At 40.1% G+C, this 19,618-nt stretch carries 15 protein-coding genes; 7 read left to right on the top strand and 8 right to left on the bottom strand.

The window, feature by feature from the left end:
* Positions 1-4: 4 nt before the first annotated feature.
* Genes AC0IWT_RS08970 through AC0IWT_RS08960 form a run of 3 tightly spaced genes read right to left on the bottom strand, consistent with a single transcriptional unit; the run spans position 5 to position 3,803 of the window.
* Positions 5-988, bottom strand: a complete 984-nt coding sequence (locus AC0IWT_RS08970) for a LuxE/PaaK family acyltransferase (RefSeq protein WP_471796884.1) — start codon at positions 986-988, stop codon at positions 5-7.
* Positions 989-1,007: 19 nt separating this feature from the next.
* Positions 1,008-1,367, bottom strand: coding sequence for a hypothetical protein (locus AC0IWT_RS08965; RefSeq protein ID WP_056871414.1), 360 nt, complete (start codon positions 1,365-1,367; stop codon positions 1,008-1,010).
* A gap of 6 nt (positions 1,368-1,373) precedes the next feature.
* Positions 1,374-3,803: a penicillin acylase family protein gene (locus AC0IWT_RS08960; protein WP_471796883.1), complete on the bottom strand. Its 2,430-nt coding sequence runs from the start codon at positions 3,801-3,803 to the stop codon at positions 1,374-1,376.
* A 192-nt stretch (positions 3,804-3,995) separates the two neighbouring features.
* On the opposite strand from AC0IWT_RS08960, the gene AC0IWT_RS08955 reads away from it, so the two are divergent.
* The 4 genes from AC0IWT_RS08955 to AC0IWT_RS08940 all read left to right on the top strand — a co-directional run bounded on the left by AC0IWT_RS08955 (position 3,996) and on the right by AC0IWT_RS08940 (position 11,888).
* Positions 3,996-6,881: a TonB-dependent receptor domain-containing protein gene (locus AC0IWT_RS08955; protein ID WP_471796882.1), complete on the top strand. Its 2,886-nt coding sequence runs from the start codon at positions 3,996-3,998 to the stop codon at positions 6,879-6,881.
* Positions 6,882-7,034: 153 nt separating this feature from the next.
* Entirely contained in the window at positions 7,035-9,497 is a 2,463-nt protein-coding gene (locus AC0IWT_RS08950; protein ID WP_471796881.1) for a glycoside hydrolase family 31 protein, read from the top strand.
* Between the two features lie 64 nt (positions 9,498-9,561).
* Positions 9,562-11,544: a 1,4-alpha-glucan branching protein GlgB gene (glgB, locus tag AC0IWT_RS08945; RefSeq protein ID WP_471796880.1), complete on the top strand. Its 1,983-nt coding sequence runs from the start codon at positions 9,562-9,564 to the stop codon at positions 11,542-11,544.
* Positions 11,545-11,708: 164 nt separating this feature from the next.
* Positions 11,709-11,888, top strand: a complete 180-nt coding sequence (locus tag AC0IWT_RS08940; RefSeq protein WP_471796879.1) for a hypothetical protein — start codon at positions 11,709-11,711, stop codon at positions 11,886-11,888.
* 125 nt (positions 11,889-12,013) lie between these two features.
* Here the strand turns inward: AC0IWT_RS08940 and AC0IWT_RS08935 are convergent, their stop codons facing one another.
* From AC0IWT_RS08935 to AC0IWT_RS08925, 3 genes are all read right to left on the bottom strand, one after another.
* Positions 12,014-12,265, bottom strand: coding sequence for a hypothetical protein (locus AC0IWT_RS08935; RefSeq protein ID WP_471796878.1), 252 nt, complete (start codon positions 12,263-12,265; stop codon positions 12,014-12,016).
* Positions 12,266-12,327: 62 nt separating this feature from the next.
* Positions 12,328-14,514: a TonB-dependent receptor gene (locus AC0IWT_RS08930; RefSeq protein ID WP_471796877.1), complete on the bottom strand. Its 2,187-nt coding sequence runs from the start codon at positions 14,512-14,514 to the stop codon at positions 12,328-12,330.
* A gap of 42 nt (positions 14,515-14,556) precedes the next feature.
* On the bottom strand, positions 14,557-14,850 hold the full coding sequence (locus AC0IWT_RS08925; RefSeq protein ID WP_471796876.1) for a hypothetical protein: 294 nt from the start codon (positions 14,848-14,850) through the stop codon (positions 14,557-14,559).
* 224 nt (positions 14,851-15,074) lie between these two features.
* Here AC0IWT_RS08925 and AC0IWT_RS08920 point away from each other — a divergent pair, with 224 nt between their 5' ends.
* The 3 genes from AC0IWT_RS08920 (at position 15,075) to AC0IWT_RS08910 (ending at position 17,004) form a co-directional block, all read left to right on the top strand.
* Positions 15,075-15,407 carry an RNA polymerase sigma factor gene (locus tag AC0IWT_RS08920; protein WP_471796875.1) on the top strand — a complete coding sequence of 111 codons (333 nt, stop codon included), beginning with the start codon at positions 15,075-15,077 and terminating at the stop codon, positions 15,405-15,407.
* Between the two features lie 166 nt (positions 15,408-15,573).
* Complete coding sequence (locus tag AC0IWT_RS08915; RefSeq protein WP_471796874.1) at positions 15,574-16,434, top strand: PAS domain-containing protein; 861 nt, start codon at positions 15,574-15,576, stop codon at positions 16,432-16,434.
* Positions 16,435-16,497: 63 nt separating this feature from the next.
* A complete protein-coding gene (locus AC0IWT_RS08910; RefSeq protein ID WP_471796873.1) occupies positions 16,498-17,004 on the top strand; it encodes a sensor histidine kinase in 507 nt (168 codons plus the stop codon).
* A 39-nt stretch (positions 17,005-17,043) separates the two neighbouring features.
* Here the strand turns inward: AC0IWT_RS08910 and AC0IWT_RS08905 are convergent, their stop codons facing one another.
* Positions 17,044-18,096, bottom strand: a complete 1,053-nt coding sequence (locus AC0IWT_RS08905; RefSeq protein WP_471796872.1) for a sensor histidine kinase — start codon at positions 18,094-18,096, stop codon at positions 17,044-17,046.
* Positions 18,097-18,259: 163 nt separating this feature from the next.
* Positions 18,260-19,483: a GAF domain-containing sensor histidine kinase gene (locus tag AC0IWT_RS08900; protein ID WP_471796871.1), complete on the bottom strand. Its 1,224-nt coding sequence runs from the start codon at positions 19,481-19,483 to the stop codon at positions 18,260-18,262.
* Positions 19,484-19,618: the final 135 nt, after the last annotated feature.

Here is a 19,618-nt window from a genome sequence, read left to right as displayed (position 1 = left end):
AATTTTATTGGACAAGTAAGTTACAGCCTCTGATGTCTGCATTGTCAAACCGGCCTAAAACTTCAAAACTTTTATCGGGGTTTATTCTACCTAAATCCTGGGTAGCAATAAATGAACAGGAATTAACATTGGCTAAATCGATTACGTTAATGCCGCCGGTTTTTCCATCTTCTATCCACGTTAAAGGATCATTTGTATCTCTTATCATAACCTGCATCCAGTTTGGGCAATTGAAAATGCCATCGCCCAAAGAGTAAGCCTGAGATAAAAGTTCGGTCATGCCGTACTCGCTGTGAATGGCAGTAATTCCAAAACCTTGTGTAAGTTGTTCGTGTAATTCTTCGCGAACCATTTCCCTGCGTTTACCCTTCATACCGCCGGTTTCCATAACAATCAAACCTGGAAATTCCAGCTTGTAGCTTTCGATGAAATCAAGCAAGGCATAGGTAACGCCAATTAAAACGGTTTTTTGGCCTTTCGATTTTAATTCGTTCAGGGTTTCGAAAAGCTCTTGGTGGTTGTATAAAAAATAACCACTTTGTGGATGTTTACTCTTCTCAATTAAATCGTTAACCATATAAATCAACGACGAACCTGCACGTTGCTGATAGGATGGGAGCAGTGCCAGGAAGCAGAATTCTTCAATATCGCCATAAAACTGTTCAAAAGCCTGGAGGTAGCTTTGCTCGTAAAGTTTTACATCAGTAACATGGTGGCTGCTCTGCACCATCCCGGTGGTTCCAGAACTGCTAAAGGTAACCGATACTGGCGCAGCGCTGCTTAAAACAGAATGGGTTTTGAAGAAACTTATCGGCAAAAAAGGAATCTCAGAAATGTTTTCGATATCGTTGGCCAGAATACCCAAATGATGGATATATTGATTGTAAACCAGGCAATTGTTGGCCTGGTGTTTAAAAATACTCAAAGCCAGCGCTTCAAATTCTTTTTTATTGTCGATTGAAAAAATGTTTTCTGCAGTAAAAATCACCTGGCAAAAGTACGAAGCCTTATGCTATTTTTTCGTCAGTTTTTTTTACGAGCATGGCCATTCGGAATTGATAGCCGCAATAGCCACTTATTCCTGCAGCCAATCCGCTGAGTAAACCGGTTACCAGCAAAAGTATCCACCAGATTTTAACGCCCGTCATAATGGCAACCCTTGCAGCCAGAATATTATCGTTGGGTAAACTTTTAAATAGCGAGTAGCCAATCCAAAGCAAAAATATAGCAAAAAAAGATTGCCAGAAAGCAATTTTTCCGGTTTTGCCGATGATGCCACAAGTTGCGAATGAGATGACGATAATAACCCACCAAGGCGCTACCATCTGTAGCAGGAAACAAATTATTAGTATAACGATGAAGACCATTTTTAGCTATTTAGAAATTTTTAAACGAGAGATTACTTTTCCGGATTTATCATCAGGCGATTGCATATAAAACAAATCGTAAAGTTTGCCGTTCGCCCAGGTATCAACCATGTTATCATAAAATTTACTGCCTGGATTACCAGATTGGCCACCCGGATAAACCCCATGACCCTTTGGTATTTTCCCAAGTTCGATAACCATTCGCCAGGATGGACCGTTACTCTCGCTAATTGCATTTATTGTGCTCTTTGCGCCCCCAATTAAAAGAACTTTTGAGCCAAAACCTGGTATCTTTGCAAGGTGAGGCACGTTAGTTTGCTTTACGTTTGCCCAGTTCCAATCTTTATTAATCGGCCCGAACCTGCGTTCTAAACTATCGCAACTATATTTAAACGCTTCATTAACCAAATCACTAAAGGTTTCTTTGGCTGGTGTTTTTATATTATCAAACCATGGTGCATTTGGCTCTTTTAAAATCATTTCAACTGTACGGTCTCTCGATGGATAACGCATCGGGATGCCATCCACTTCGAACTCATCATTCCAGATGTCAAAACTTAAGCGTTTTGTCCATATTTCAAAAACACTGGCGGCAATTTCGTCTGCATCATATCTTTTATCCCATTTAGAAACATAGTTAAAAGCTTCCTTTTGTGTCGCATTTAACTTCTCATTATCAACAAGAGGCATCAAAGCCGGCAAAAGATTCTGAGCCATTATGCTATAGTTATCGGTTTGCATCAGGCGAATGCTGTCGGAGGTTGCTTTATTCATTGCTCCAAGCCTATCGTTAATGCGTTTTCCCCGCTCATATGGGGCAAACTCCCAATTTATGTAATATGGATAAGTGGTATCTGTTGATGATTGATTGGCTGAACTTACAAAACCGCGTGGCGGATTCTTTACCGTAGGATTTTGGTCTGCAGGGATCCAGCCTTGCCAATCATAAGCCGGATCGGTTCCATCCAGTATAAATTTTCCCTGGTCTTTCCATTTTAAAGGAAACTTTCCATTTGGTGTAATTGCGATATCATTATCAACGCTTGCAAAAACAAAATTTTGTGCCGGAGCAGTATAAAAAGTCAATGCTTTTCGGTAATCGTCGTAATTTTTACCTCGGTTTAGGTAATAAAAAGTCATTAATTCGTTAGATTCATCGTGCGCAATCCACCTTAAAGCATCACCAACAGGAACATTATTTGCCCTGCTGTATTTTGGTTTCTGGAAATAAACCACTGGCCCGTGGTGGGTATAAAATACCGTATCAATTTCATCCTTTCCGCCACGGATTTTAATTGTTTCAAGCCGCGTTTTTGTCGGTTTCCAGGCGTTTTTATACCAATATTCTTTGTGCGAATCATCCTTAAACTTTATTTGATAAAAGTCCAGAACATCTGCGGCAACGTTGGTTACGCCCCAGGCAATTTTGCCATTAAAACCGATTATAACGCCAGGTGCGCCAGGGAGGGAAACGCCATAGGTATTTACGCCTGGTGCGTGGAGCTGAATTTGATACCAAATAGAGGGAAGCGTTAAATCAAGGTGCGGGTCATTGGCTAAAATTGGAAAGCCGGATGCCGTTTTACTGCCAGATAGCGCCCAGTTATTGCTTCCTATGCCTTCAACTTTCTCTTTGGTTTTTACTTCGCCCGTTTGTGCTTGGGTAAAAGAAGCTGGCGTTTTCGGCGTTGATAGTGGCGAAAAATTCCATTTTGTTCCAACTGGAATGATCGGATCTTCACGAAAAGGATAATCGGGGAAAAGGCTTTTGGTAACTTCAGGACCAAATTTCTTCAAAATGTTGGTCATGTAAAATTCATCAGAACCCATGGCCAGTACAGCCGACATTTGCTTTAAAAGAAGCGCACATTTTATTGGCGACCAATTTTCAGGTTTAAAATCGAGAATTTTATATTCTATTGGATAATTTGCATGAGATAACGTTTTAATGTAGGCGTTAATTCCATCCGTATAAGCAAGTATCATCTCCCTGGCTTTTGGATCAGCCATCATCCCTTTTAATGAACGTTCTGCGCCATAAACCATACCCATTCTACGCTGGTAACGGTCTACTTCTATTGCTTTTTCGCCCACAACCTCACTAATTCTTCCAGCGGCAAAACGGGTTTGAAAATCCATTTGCCACAACCTGTGCATGGCGGTAACGTAACCTTGCGCAAGATATAAATCGTGATCATTTTTAGCAAAAATATGAGGAATCATCCGGTCATCAAATACAATTTCAATTTCCTCAAAAGCACCTTTAATTTTTGCTTTATGATTAAAAATAAAATGGTTGTTTTCAGCATTTTGCCAAAAGCCCATAAAAGGATTGAGGAATTTTAACAGGGGAGGCGTACTGCCAATTTTTGTATTTAATAGAAAAGCTAATGCTATAGGGACAATGACACAGAAAAGAGCCTTAATTTTATTCATAGATGGTTAGCTAAAAAAGACAACTTGCATATATTAACTTTTGGAGGATGTTATGCAAATTACAACAAAAAAACCTCAATCAAAATTATTAAATGATTTGGATTATTATGCTAACATAATTTGTTTAATTCAAAAAAAGCATTTAAGTTTAACTAACTAAAAAACACACTAACCAAATTTATTTACTTATTTATGAGCAAAATCTTTACACAGATCTTCTATGTATTTATGCTTGTTTGCGCAACTTGTTTTGCCGTGCAGGCTCAGAACATAACCGTGAGTGGTACGGTAAAAGATAAGCAAACAAAGCAGCCATTAATTGGCGTAACTGTTACGGTAAAAGGTCAATCCGGTGGTACGGCAACAAATGCTAACGGCGCATTCAGCTTTACAACCTCTGCAAAATTGCCCTTCACATTAATGAGTAGTTATGTTGGTTATGCGAGCGTAGAACAACAAGTAACTGGTTCAGCTACAGGCATAAATGTAGAAATGGAGGCCGCTGCCTTACTTGGTGGCGATGTGGTTGTTTCTGCATCAAGAACACCTGAGCGGATTTTAGAATCGCCGGTTTCCATTGAGCGGATGAGTGCTGCATCCATTAAAGAAATAGCTGCTCCTTCTTTTTATGATGCGCTCAACAACATGAAAGGTGTTGAAACGAGCATGCAGAGTTTAACTTTTAAATCTATAAATACCAGGGGTTTCAATTCAAACGGAAACACACGTTTTAATCAGTTTATTGATGGCATGGATAACCAGGCTCCCGGTTTAAACTTTTCGGTGGGCAATATCGTTGGCATTACCGAACTGGATATCGACAACGTTGAATTACTTCCCGGCGCAGCTTCTGCACTCTACGGCGCAGGCGGTATTAACGGTACGCTCCTGATGACATCAAAAGACCCTTTCAAATACCCAGGTGCAAGTTTTCAATACAAAACAGGGGTTAACCATGTAAATGACAATAACAGCAGCGTACAGCCTTTTAACCAGTTGGATGTTAGGGTTGCAAAATCATGGAATAATAAATTTGGCGTTAAAGCGGCATTCTCATTTGTACAGGCTAAAGACTGGTTCGGCAACAACTATTCCAACTTCGATAGGGTTGCAAATAGTGTAAAGCCAGGGGATAGAAATTCAGATCCTGGTTATGATGGCGTAAACGTTTATGGCGATGAGGTAAATTCTAATCTCCTGGGCGCAGCAAGGTCTGTACAAGCCGCCTTTCAGGCGTCTTCACCTGCCGGATTTGGTGCTTTTAACAGTTTTATTGGTTCCGGATTAACCTATCCGCAAATTGTTAACCTGGTTAGTACAAACGCAACTTACGCTGCTTTGCGTCCTGCATTGCCATTTTTAGGGGTAATGTACAGTTTAAATAAAAACACAACGCCTAGCCAAACGGTTTCCCGAACAGGATATAACGAAGCAGATTTAGTGGATTATGATACGAAGTCGCTAAAAACTTCAGGTGCACTTTATTATAATTTTACGCCTACAATTCAGGCCATTGCGCAGGCAAACTGGGGTACGGGAACATCGGTTTATACCGGTTCTGATCGTTATTCGCTCCGCAATTTTAGCATTGGTCAATTTAAACTTGAGTTAAAAGGACAGGATTTCTTTGTAAGGGCTTACACTACGCAGGAGCGTTCAGGTGATTCCTATATTTCCTCAATCTTAGGTAGTTATATAAATGAGAAAACAAGTCCGACTGCTGCAGCCTGGTTTCCAACCTATACCATTGCTTACTCGGCCGCGAGGGCACAGGGCGCTAGTGATGTAGCGGCACAAGCCGCCGCCAGGTCCGCTGCGGATGCAAACCGGGCACTTCCGGGCTCGTCTGCCTTTGCCGTAGCAAAAGACCAGATTATGAATGCAACCATTAGTTCTACAGACCCAAGCAAAGGTGTTTATGGCGCTAAATTCGACGATAAAACGAACCTGTATCATTATGAAGGCATGTATAACTTTACCAATGCATTTAATAATGTGATTGAATTCCAGGTTGGTGCTTCTTCAAGAAAATATCAGCTAAGATCTGGCGGAACAATCTTTGATGATTTAAATAGAAAAATTGACATTAATGAATACGGCGCTTTTGCGCAGGCGGGTAAGAAATTTGGAGAGATTTTTAAGTTAACAGTTGCCGGCCGGTACGATAAAAGCACCAACTTCGAAGGGCGGTTTACACCGAGGATTACTGGTGTATTCACTGTTGCGAAAAACAATAACATCCGTCTTTCCTTCCAAACAGGTTACCGCAACCCAACTACGCAAAATCAATATATAGATTTATCTGTAGGCGGCGGGGTACAGCGTCTAATTGGCGGCTTACCTGAGTTCCTGACTAAATACGGACTAAACGTTGAGGCTACCAAAGGTTATACGGAAAGCAGTTACAGGTCTTATCTGGGCTCAGTAATTGGCGGTACACCAAGCCCGGCACTGTTACAAAAATATACTTTTGATCCACGCGGCGTTCGTCCGGAAAGTGTTAGATCTTACGAAGTTGGTTACAAAGGTTTGCTTGGTCCGAAGTTGCTAATTGATGCTTATGGATACTATAATCAATACAAAGATTTTATAACCGCAGTTAATGTTTACCAAAATGTTAATGGAAGCTTTGTAAAATATGGTGTTCCTGTAAACGCAGAAGGAACGGTAAGTTCTTATGGTGCTGCTTTAGGTTTAGATTATTTAATTGGCAAGTACAACCTTAGCGGAAATGTTTCATACAACCAGATTGGCGATTTGCCGGCTAACTACATTAACGATTTTAATACTCCGAAAGTTAGGTACAACCTTGGTTTGGGGAATAAAGAGGTGATTAAAAACTTTGGTTTTAATATTTCTTACCGCTGGCAAGATGAATTTTACTGGAATTCTACTTTCGCTGCGGGCCAGGTACCATCCTACAGCACAGTTGATGCTCAGGTTAGTTTAAGAATTCCATCGGTTCTATCTACCATTAAGCTGGGAGGTTCAAACATTTTAAATAAATATTATTTCACTTCATATGGTAATCCAGAGGCTGGTGCTATTTATTATTTAGCATTTACTTTTAATCCATAAGGATAAAAAATTAACATAAGGCCCTCATTACGTTGAAAAGTAATGGGGGCTTTTTTATGAAATAGTGTCATTCCTTTTATAAAATATTTGTATTATAGTGCTTTCTTAACGAGCTTGTTTTAGAAAATCGAACTAAATTTTGAAATTATTAGGATGGAAGAGCAAAACGATAAGCCGAGCCCGGCTAGTGAGCTGATTGAGAAAGAGCAGGAGATACAACATTTAAATAATCCTGTAGATATATCTGTTAAACCAATTGTTAAACAATATCTTGGTGCAGTAACAAAAGTTAAAAAAGAAGGCAACAGGTTTTACTTCTCAGATGGCGATGCCAGAGTTGAGATTCGGGTTGTTAGCGATGATATTATTCGCGTTCGCCTGGCACCGCACGGTGTTTTTCTTGATGACTTTTCATACGCAGTACCGGAGGTTGATCAGAAGGTTTCGGTGTTTAAAATGCAGGAACATGAAGATAGCTACACCGTTTCTACCCATGCTGTAACCTGTAAAATCGACAAATCGAACTTCCATATTTCTTTTTCTGATAACATTACAGGTACGGTAATGGTTGATGAGGCGAATTCTATGCATTGGGAAGAAAATACCGATTTTGGTGGCTATTACATCTTCGCTACAAAAAAATGCCATCCCGAAGAGAATTTCTTTGGCCTTGGCGATAAGTCGGGCAATTTCAACTTACGCGGGCGCAGGTTTCAAAACTGGAACACCGATGCCTATTCTTTTGGATGGAACCAGGACCCATTATATCGAACCATACCATTTTACATTGGCCTGCATAACCAATCTGCCTACGGAATTTTCTTTGATAACACATTCAAATCGTATTTTGATTTTGGTGCAGAAGATGTAAGCAAAACCAGTTTCTGGTCTGATGGTGGCGAATTGCAATATTATTACATCCACGGCCCGCACATGATGGATGTTGTTAAACGTTATGCGAGTTTAACCGGCACACACCCAATGCCACCAAAATGGACTTTGGGCTATCAGCAATGCCGTTGGAGTTATTATCCGGAATCAAAAGTTAAGGAAATAGCGAAACAATTCCGTGAGCGGAGTATTCCATGCGATGCCATTTACCTGGATATCGATTACATGGACGGTTACCGATGCTTTACCTGGAATAAAAAGTATTTTCCAGATCCGAGAAGGATGATAAAAGAGCTTTCTGACGATGGTTTTAAAACCGTGGTGATGATTGACCCGGGGATTAAGGTTGACGACGATTATTGGGTTTTCAAAGAAGGTAAAGAGAAGCGGTTTTTTTGTCGCCGGAGTGATGACTATTATATGGAAGGGCATGTGTGGCCAGGACGTTGCCAGTTTCCTGATTTTACAAACCCAAAAGTTCGAACCTGGTGGGGCAACTTATACAAAGAACTGGTAGATATGGGCGTTGCAGGCTTTTGGAATGATATGAACGAGCCGGCTGTTTTTGGTTCGGGTACATTTCCAAACGATGTACGCCATAATTATGATGGTTTCCGCGGTTCGCACCGCAAAGCACACAATGTTTATGGGATGCAAATGGTGCGATCTACTTACGAGGGCTTAAAGAAACTGATGCGCAATAAAAGGCCGTTTACAATTACCAGAGCCGGTTATTCGGGTATGCAACGTTACGCAAGTGTGTGGACAGGCGATAACCTCGCAAGTTGGGAACATTTAAAAATGGGCAACATCCAATGCCAGCGATTGTCAGTTTCCGGAGTTCCTTTCTGTGGCACTGATATTGGAGGCTTTAGTGGCGAACCTGATGGCGAATTGTTTACCAGATGGATTCAGTTGGGTACTTTTTCGCCATTTATGCGGGCGCATTCAGCAGGAGATACCGCAGAGCGGGAGCCATGGAGTTTCGGCGAATTCTTTGAGAATATTAACCGTAAATTTATCGAGTTAAGGTACCGCCTGATGCCTTATTTATATTCTGTTTTTTGGGAACATCACCGTTACGGTTTTCCAATTTTGCGGCCATTGGTTATGCTTGAGCAGGAAAACATCAGCAACAGTTTCCGTCAGGATGAATTTTGCTATGGCGATAAATTACTAATCTGCCCGGTTTTAGAACAGGGAGCAGTTTCGAGAAAAGTCTATCTTCCAAAAGGAACCTGGTATAATTTCTGGACAAACGAAGTTTTATCTGGTGAGAGCGAACATCTCATAGAAGCTAAAATCGACAGCATGCCAATGTTTGTGAGAGCAGGTTCGGTAATTCCGGAGTATCCGGTTATGCAGTATGTAGATGAAAAGGCGATAACAGAGGTAATGCTGAACATTTATTACAGCGATTACGAAGTTAACTCGTTCATGTACGAAGACCATGGCGATACATTCGCTTACGAGCAAGATATTTACCTGGAGAAAAAATTTACCGTGAAAGGTGATGCCTCGACGTTGAAAATCGGTCAGGTAACGGAAGGCCTTTATACACCAAACTACGAATTTTACGCTTGCAACATTTTCGGCGTTAATTTTCAGGTTAAAAAGATTGTTGTTGATGGCCGGGAAGTTTCCGAGTTTTATACCGATGAAAAAGGTTCGCTACATTTTAAATGCAATAAGAATTTTTCTGATATACAGATTCTTAGTCTGTAATACTTTAACCCCGAAAACTTTCAAACTCTTTTCGGGGTTTTCAAACATCTAACTGAAATTTACGATGTCAGCAGTAAAAAAAGTACCTGCAAAATCTCCGGCGAAAAAACCGGTGCAAGCAGCAGTAATAATCGATAAGACTTTGGCGGTATGGCCGCATAGTTTGTACACCGATTATGATATCGATTTATTTCTTGTGGGCAAACATTTTCGTTTATACGAGAAAATGGGCGCTCACCTTATCACACTCGAGAAAACCCCGGGCGTATGTTTCTCTGTTTGGGCGCCAAATGCAACCAGTGTTGGTGTGGTTGGCGATTTTAACGATTGGAATCGAAACCATCATCCTTTAAATAAAAGATGGGATAAATCTGGTATCTGGGAAGGATTTATTCCCGGCTTACAGAAAGGTGATGTTTACAAGTATGTTGTAAAAGGCTTTGATAAATCTGAACACTTAAAGGGAGACCCTTACGCAGTTAGGTGGGAACATCCGCCTCAAACTGCAAGTATTGTTTGGGATACTGACTACAGCTGGAAAGATAAGGGTTGGTTATCCAAACGGCCAAAAATCAATGCCCTGGATCAGCCAATTTCTGTTTACGAGTTACATTTAGGTTCGTGGCAACGCGACCCGGGCAACCCCGAACGGGTACTAAATTGCAGGGAAGTGGCAAATGCATTAGTGCCTTATGTTGTCGAAATGGGCTTTACACACGTAGAACTGATGCCGGTGATGGAGTTTCCGTTTTTCCCGAGTTGGGGTTATCAGATTACAGGTTATTTTGGAGCGAGTTCAAGATATGGCAGTCCTCAGGACTTGATGTACCTTATCGATGAACTCCACAAAGCCAAAATTGCAGTCATTCTGGATTGGGTTCCATCACATTTTCCGGGCGACAGGCATGGTTTATATGAATTCGATGGCACACATTTGTACGAACACGCCGATATGCGCAAGGGTTTTCATCCCGATTGGAAATCTTATATTTTTAACTATGACCGGAATGAAGTGCGTTCATTTTTGATTAGTAACGCACTTTTCTGGCTGGATAAATATCATGCCGATGGCCTAAGGGTTGATGCGGTGGCTTCAATGCTTTATTTTAATTTCTCGCGGGAAGATGGCGATGCCGCAACCAACGAGCACGGTGGTAGCGAAAATTTAGGCGCCATCCAGTTTCTGCAGGATTTAAACGTTGCTGTTTATGGTAATTTCGATGGTGTACACACCATTGCAGAAGAAAGCAGCACCTATCCGGGCGTTACGCATCCGGTTCATGCAGGGGGTTTAGGTTTCGGTATGAAATGGATGATGGGTTGGATGAACGATACCCTTAAATATTTTAAGGTAGACCCACTGGGTAGAAAGCACTATCAAAATCAGCTCAGTTTTAGTATGACCTATGCCTTTACCGAAAATTTCATGCTGCCTTTTTCGCATGATGAGGTGGTGCATGGAAAATCGCCGATGTTGTATAAAATGCCCGGCGATGAATGGCAGAAATTTGCAAACCTGCGGGCGCTCTACGGCTATATGTATACGCACCCGGGCGCAAAGTTGTTGTTTATGGGTAACGAATTTGGGGATACAAATGAGTGGAATTTTACGCAATCACTGGATTGGCATTTACTTCAATATCCTCCCCATAAGGGCATGCAGGAAACCGTTAAGGCATTAAACTTTTTATATAAGAAGGAACCTGCTCTCTATCATTTCAATTTTAGCTATGAAGGTTTTGAATGGATTGATGCTGATAATAGTGATGAATCAGTGTTTGTGTATATGCGTAAAGGCCCAAAGCCGAAAGACACATTAATTATAGCCCTGAATTTTACGCCGGTTGTTAGGGAGAGTTACAAAATAGGTGTTCCGTTCAAAACTAAATGGAAAGAGCTTTTTAACTCAGATGATATTGTTTATTATGGAAGCGGAATTAATAATCGGGGAGAAATAATTCCCGGTTTGGAGCCGTATAACAATCAGAAATATTCCATCACAATAACTTTACCGCCACTGGCAGTTGTTATTTTTAAAAGCAAGTAAATAAAGTTTTTCAAAAAAAAAATCCCGCAAATGATCGGGATTTTTTTTTAATGCGCTGACTTAAGGTATGCGTTGCAAGGAAAACAGATAGCTACCACTCAATGGGTGAAAAAACAAAAACCTTCAATCACTTCTCTATGTTGTATTAATAAAAACTTGTAATTATGAATACAGATCCAAAAAACGAGCAGGAACAAGAAGATAATAAAGGTCAGGCTACCGAAAGTCCGAATGAGCAAAAAAATGTTGATGACAACGAAGTGCAACGCGGATTGACTGGCGAAATTGATGATGAAGAGAACGTAGGCGGGGACCTAGCAGGAAATGCGGGTGGTAACACTTAATGGCCATTTGGTCGTGTTTTCCCATCAGCCTGCTTCAGAAATTAAAATGCAGGAAACAAAAAAAAGGCAGCTAATTGCTACCTTTTTTTTGTTTAGAATCTGTGCCTTAAAATGCCGACTGATGGTTACTGGTCATCTTCGTCCTCGCTAAATTCCTCATTTAACAACGTTCCTTCTCCGTCAGCATATTCAACCTCGTCTTCCGAGTACTCGGCGTCCTCTGTCACTTCATCTTCATCATCAGGATCAGGATTAATACCTTCTGATTCTGGTTGAAAGTTATCCTGCGGGCCTGAACGCTCCACTTGAAATTGCTCAATATTTGGGATTTCTTCCTCTGTTGATGTATTGTCTGGCATTAAATTGTTATTTTCCATAGCTAAGTGATTTAGGTAAACTTCATTTATAACAGGATAAAATGGAATTAGGTTTTCGGTTTTTACAATTTCAGTTTTATACCTCCGTTAAAAGTTCTGCCTTCCGTGTGTGTCCAAATATCATCGAAAGTTGGATTTGTATGTTCGCCATTAACAACACTTTTGTATTTACTTTGCCTGGTATCTGTAAAGTTTTCAGCATTTATAAAAATCGATATTTTGCCAAAAACCTTTTCTGCCATAAACCCAAATTCCCAGTAAGAAGGGGTTTGGAAATTGTTGTACAGATATTGCCTGTCGGTAAAATAGCCCTCAAGGCCAAATTTGAAGTTTCGCTCTTTCTCATACAAAAGCGCCAGGTTTAACCGGTTTTTGGGTAGGAGGCGAATATCTTCTATAACCGGCAGGTATTTTGCTTTAGCATTGGTGTATGTATAACCCGCGAATAACTTAAAATATTCCTTAAATATAATTTTTGCATTGCTCTCCATGCCAATACTGTTCACCGGCGAAGTGGTGTTCGCAAAGTAGAAACGGGCCTCTGCATCCTGTAAAAGTATGGTTGAATTGCTGATTCTCGTATAGAAAAGCATTTGATTCAGGCTTATTAGCCAGTCATCGCCAATACTTGTTTTATAGTTAACATCTGCCGTGCCGCCATAACTCTTTTCAGAGGAAACATTGTTTAATGGCAATAGTCGCTGATACTGAAAAGTTTCCGTTTGTTCAGTAAAAAGCGTTGGTGTTTTGTAACCTAATCCGCCACCAATTCTCGAACTCCAGTTATCGTTAAATTTATACAAAGCAGAAACTCGTGGCAGAACGAAAAAATCTGTTTTGTTGTACAAACGATTGTAATAATGTGTTAAATCTGCTCTGATACCACTTTCCAGCTTCAGCTTTTCAGAAGCGTCCCAGGTTTGTTGAAAGTAAATGCCGGCGGTTTTTGTGTTAAAATCTTTGGATTCATTACTAACATCATCCTCCCTGAAATTATCATAAACAAGACTGGCTCCGAATATCAAGCTTTGTTTTTTCAACGTTTTCAGGTAATTAATATCTGTGTAAACGTTGTAATTTGTGCCCTTGAAACTATAGTTCGGCACATCGATACTCCTTTTAAAATAATTAAAGCTCGATTTAATACGAAACAAATCCTGCTCACCCGATTTCAAACTTAAATCGACAGTTGAGGTGTTTCTGGTGGTTTTGTTGGTCTCGAAGTAAGTGTGGTTTACATCAGCGCCGTCTTTAATCAGAAAAATGTCGCCACCAGTTCTTTGGCTTTGTGTAAATGCGTTTCCAATAACGAGCGTTGTCTTCTCATCCGGATAAATAAATATTTTTGGGTGAATGGTGAAATCCCTTGATTTTGCCAATTCTGTAAAGTCATCTTTATCTACATCATAAGGCTTTTGAAAGTTAGTTAAGGCGAGTAAACTGTAGCCAATTTTTTCGTTGCGTTTCATTGCAAAACCCCCAATATTTGTTTGGGCAACGTTAGATTGATTTACAATAAAATTGTAATCGCCTTGCGCTCTTGGGGTTCTGGAAATAAAATTTACAACACCGGCGATTGCGCCTGCTCCATAAAGTGTAGATGCAGGGCCTTTAATGATCTCTACCTGAGCCAAATCTAATGGTGGAATCTCTAGAATGCTTAATCCATTCGCGAAATTACCAAAGCTTGCATAACCGTCTTTTAAAAGCTGGGTGTAACGCCCATCCAACCCTTGTATTCTAATACTTGCATTGCCGCTGGTAGCAGAGGTTTGTTGAACCGAAATGCCGGTGCTCTCATGCAAAATCATGGAAACATTAGCAGGGCGCATGTTACTTTTTTCGTCAATTTCTTCCAATTCAATCGTTTCTACCCGTGTTGGGGTGTTTTGAATGGATCTGCTCGTCCTGGTCGACGAAATGATAACTTCTTCAAGTTCTTCCTCCGTTGGATCCAAAAAAATCTCTAAAGGATTAGCCTGATCTGTAGGAAAATTAACAAGCACCTGTTTTTGCTGAAACCCGACATGATTAATTTTTATGGTTTGCTTTCCTGCCGGCACATTGCTTAGTAGGGCAAATCCGCTTTCGTTTGATATACTGGTTATTTTATGAGCAGGAATGCTTACTGTTGCACCTTCTACAGGTGATTTTTGGACTGCCGATTTAATTAAAATTTTGAAATCGCTTTGTGCGTAAGCGCTTGTTGCACAAAAAAATATGCACAACAATAAAAATATTTTTTGCATTAAAATTATTTTTAATTGAATGAAATACTGGATTAACTTTTATTATCCGAAGCGGTAGACATTCATTTTTGGCGGTTGCCAGATGGTATTTGAAAACCCCGAAACAAGAGAGTTGAAGTATTCTGCTTCATTTTGAACTGCGCTTTCTAATCTAAAAGAGTTTGGAACAGAAGATTTTAAAAGAAAAACAAAGTTTTGCCCGCAACAACCACAAACGCAAAGCGGAGAGCAGCTATCTGCTTCAGCGCAAGGGCTGTGTTTTTTAATAGTTAACAACGAAGCCTGCTCATTTAAGCCTGTTTCTTCGCTGATGTCATCGCACTTTACGAATGACATTAATAGAACAAGTAAACTAAAAAAACAGAGGCTAAACTTCATTTGAGGCAAATGTACAAATCTATGGTATAAAAAATTTAAAACTTCAGTGTTTAATAGCGTTTATGAGCTGCGATAGCCCTGTGTTTTGGCTATTATTCCCTGGAGTTGTTTGTTTTTCAATAACATAGCTAAACATTATGAGCTTGGCCCTGTTGCTAATCTGTTTACCGCACAATTTTAATATGCAGATGTTAATTACCACTAACCAAACCCCCGAAAATAGCCCTATGAGGGTTTGGCTTTCTGCAAATCAGATATCGGTAAGCAAACTTAAAGCTAAAGACAAACAAGTTTTTAAAACGCTTTATGCAGTTTACGCTCCGCTGATTTATGGAGCAATTAACAGGGCTTTAAATGATGATGCTAAATCTGCTGAGGTTTTGGAAAGGACGTTCTTGAAAGCATGGGAAAGTGTTTCTGATTACGATGAATCAAAATTGAAAATTTACACCTGGCTCAATCGCATTGCCACTCAGGAGACAGTCAAGCTGGCAATCGAGCCCAAGATCATCTAAGCAAAGGAATACCATGATTTTTCAGATAAATTATCCTTCCGTTACTATTTAACATTAATTTGCAAACTTTTTGTTGCGCAATGGATTGTATAAAAGCAAACGTTGCGTGATTTGCATTATAAATTTGAATTTGTTAGTTTGGATGATAGATAGATAGAATTGGTGTATGTCAGAAATTTCTATAGAAGATAGGCTGGGGCTATTTATCAGGGCAAGCGTCGATATTGTTTATGAGATGAGTGCGGATTGGTCTGAAATGAAAAGGCTTGATGGTAAAGACTTCATTTCAGATACTGCCGAGCCAACTAAAGATTGGTTGTCCAAATATATTCCCCAGCACGAACAACTACGGATGAAAACTGCAATTGCGGAGGCCATAAAGAATAAAACTGTTTTTGATTTAGAACATCAGGTTAATAGTATTGATGGCAGCGTTGCCTGGACCCATTCGAGGGCGGTACCGTTTATCGATAAAGAGGGCGATATCATCCACTGGTTTGGCACGGCCGGCGACGTCACCAAGCGAAAAGCTGATGAACTTGCACTTCGTACCAACTTAATGTTACTACAACAAGCCGAGCGGGTCGCTAAAGCCGGCAGCTGGTCGTTCGATGCTGAAAGTTCTACCTTTAGCTGGTCGGACGGGATGTACAGTCTTTTCCAAATAGAAAAGGGAGCAGTTATCCACCCGGAAATTTATGCGGCATTTGCCGAAGCCGACAGTTTGGAAACAGCCAATACCATTGCCTCGCTCATTCGGCTGGCAGCCACGCCCTTTGATGAGGTACTTAACTTCAAGATTAACGGCGTTAATAAAACAATGCACATCAAGGCTAGCGTGGTTAAAGCTAATGGCTCAGCAACCATGATTGGTGTTAATGTGGATATTACCTCACTTCTTGAAGCCCAGCGGGCAATTGAAGAAATCGAAGATGGTCAGAGGTCTGAAATCCTGAAAGCAATTTTAAACACCCAGGAGCATGAGCGTTATGTGATTGCGGAACGTTTTCATAATGGTATTGGCTAGCTGCTTTATGCTGTTAAGCTGGCCCTGAGTCAACTTACCCGGTCTTTAGCAATCGAATCAACGGTGAAGTTCGAAGAAAAGAAAAAATACCTTGATGAGTTGCTAAACAATGCGATTAAAGATAGTAGAGACCTTTCACGTAAACTCACGCCCCAACTCCTTCAGGATTTTGGTCTCGAAGTTGCCTTAAAAGATATTTGTACAAGAGAAAACGGCGCTCTAAACTGGTCTTTCCAGATTGCTGCAAATGCAATGCTGCTAGACCCATATTTGTCTATTTTTTTATGCAGAACCTGCCAGGAACTTGCACTAAATATTGCTCTGGATAGCCATGCAACTCATGCTGCCTTATCATTATATGAGAATTCCGGCCATTTAACCCTGTCGCTAACTCATGATGGAACCGGAATCATTTATCGAAGTGGATTTTCAGACGGTAGTGATCTGAGTTTCATTGAGAACATGGTAGCGCTGCTTAACGGTAAGTTTACTTTTAATTCCAGCGCCATCGGGAGTGAAGTATCTATTGTGCTGCCGATAAATACACGACTCAACTTAAATAATGGTTAGTGGCGGCTTTCGTTAATTCTCCTTCATTTGTGTTTAAAATTATTTCGCGAAGGTTATGATGAATGTTGTGCCAAGATTTTCTTTGCTTTCGCAATAGATACTACCTTTATGCCAACCTACAATTTCCCTCACTATAAAAAGTCCTAATCCGGTTGTTGGTTCACCGTTAAGTCCTGGTCGTTTTGCCACGGTATACCGGTCGAAGATATTAGGTAACATTGCTTCCGGAATTCCAATTCCGTCATCCTTAAATGTTAAAATAATTTCGTGGTCCGTTTCATTAATATGAATAGAAATTTTCCCGTTTGCATGTGTAAATTTTAATGCATTGGTAATCAGGTTATTTACTATCTGCATAAATTTCGCCTCGTCTATATTTGCCCAAATTTCTTCCTGCTCAACATGTAGCGTAAACGACCGTTCATTTAGGTCTTGAAACTGCTTGCATTGTTCAATATACTGCGCAAGTTTTTCCACTAAATTTACCCTGCGTTTTACAAGCGGGGTGTCTACAGTTTCTAAAAATTCTTCACCAACAAGATTTTCAATCAAGGCGATGGTTTGCGACAGAATATCAGAAATTGCTTTGGTCTTTTTAAGACTTTTTGGTTCCAGAGCGTCCTGGCCAAGTGCAAAAGCCATAGATTTTGCAATCTCAAGCGGTCCCCGTAAATCATGCGATAGCATTTGTAAAATAGAATTCTTCTTATTGGCAAATTTCATAGCCGTTTGGTAGTTTTCTACCTCATCGGTGATGATGCAAATGCTCGCAAATAATATTAAATCAGTTTCACTTCGATAAAGGAAAGGCATAACCGAAATCCACTCTTCTTTTGAGTTTTTCAGTATTCTGAATTTGACGATGCCAATTGATTTTCCCTCCTTTAAACGGTTGTAAGCTTGTGTTACTATTTCAACATCCTCCTGATGGACTAAACTAATGAGTTTACCAGTGTCGGACTTGCCTGTCTCCTTCAGCAAATGAGATAGCGTTTCATCAATATGCAACAGCGCTCCGGTATTTATATCAAAACTGAAATTGATGTTTTCTAGTTCAAAAAAAGGAGATGAGTTTTGATGAATTCTAACCATATGATTAATAGAGTTTATTGCCATTCAGTCGATAAATGCCAAAACAGGTATCGTCAGGAATTGACTGAAGTTGGTTTTTAAGATACAACCACAATATTTAAACAATAACAAGTTTTATTGAAAGATTGTTCAAAAAAAAATCTTTAAACTATGGATAAGAAGGCTAGGAAAGCATTCCGATTGGTTTTGAAGCCGGAAGTGAGATAAAAAAGGAAGAACCTTTATTTTTGCCTTCGCTGGTAGCCCAAACTTTGCCTTTATGCAGTTCAATTAACATTTTTACGATGGAAAGGCCCAGCCCATTAGAGCGTTCATTGCCGGTTGGTATAGAAGAGAGTTTCGCAAATTTTATAAACAGTTTACTCAAATCATCTTCGGATAAACCTACGCCGTTATCTTTGAATTCTATAACAATATCTGCTCCGGAAGCGAAGCAATTAATGTAAATCACAGAGCCGACGTGCGAATACTTAATGGCATTGCTCATCAGGTTGGTCAACGCATCTTCAATTCTCCGTCTATCAATTTTAAAAGTTTGCCTGGCATCGCAATCAATTTCTAGTGTTTGAGATTTGTTTGCCAAGGCACTTTCAAAAGTAGATTTAATGAACTTTGCTAACTCCTCGAAGGTAATTATTTCAAGTTTTAAATCGATTACACCATTATCGTTGCTAGCTTCCTCTAAAATATTATTTAAACTTTGCTCAATAGCTCTTGATGACCTCTCAATTTTACTCCCTAGCGCAGATTGAGTTTCAAATGGTAAAGAACGTGAGGCTAGAATTTGCGAGTAGGCCAGAATTGAAGTTATCGGATTTTTAAGATCATGCACTAAGCGGTGCATCCTGTCGTCGTACGCATTCACATTTATCCGGTGTGCAAGCCGCGATTCGAGTTTTTCGAGTGTCAAGTCAGCAAGCATTTTCAACATGTTAAGCTGTTTTTCTGAAACTGTCGATCTCGGTTTTTCGTCAATTACGCAAACGGTTCCAATTTGGTATCCTTCATGCGTTACAATGGGTGCACCCGCATAAAATCTAATCCCATTCCTGGCTGATACATACGGACTGGCAAGTAGGGCAGGGTAGCTATGCGTGTCGGTAAAAACGGTGATTGCTTTATTTAATATTGTAATTGAGCAAAGGCTGTCCTGTCTTTTAATCTTATTTGTTTCGATAGCGCTAATGTTGGCTTTCAGAAACACCTGTTGCTCATCTACAAAGTTTACAAATGCACTCGAAGTATCGAATACTTCTTTAGCCAGGAGCGCTATGGTATCGAATGCCTTTTCGGCGGGTGAATAAAGTATGTCATACCTCAACAATTTCTCCAGTCGCTCTGAATCGTTGTGTGGTATTAGATTAAGTGGGACGTTATCTGAGGTCATATTCAAACTTATAATTGCATATTAACAGAAAAGTTGTGCTTCTGTTTCAGAAATTTAAAACAAAAGGACGTATTTATACTTATATAGATGTATAAATTCTTATTGCTAAAGCCAGGTTCCGGAAAATGTTTAAAA

The organism is Pedobacter sp. AC464 (genome assembly GCF_979253075.1).
The sequence above is the reverse complement of the archived record's forward strand: the minus strand, read 5'-3'. Positions and strand labels throughout refer to the sequence as shown.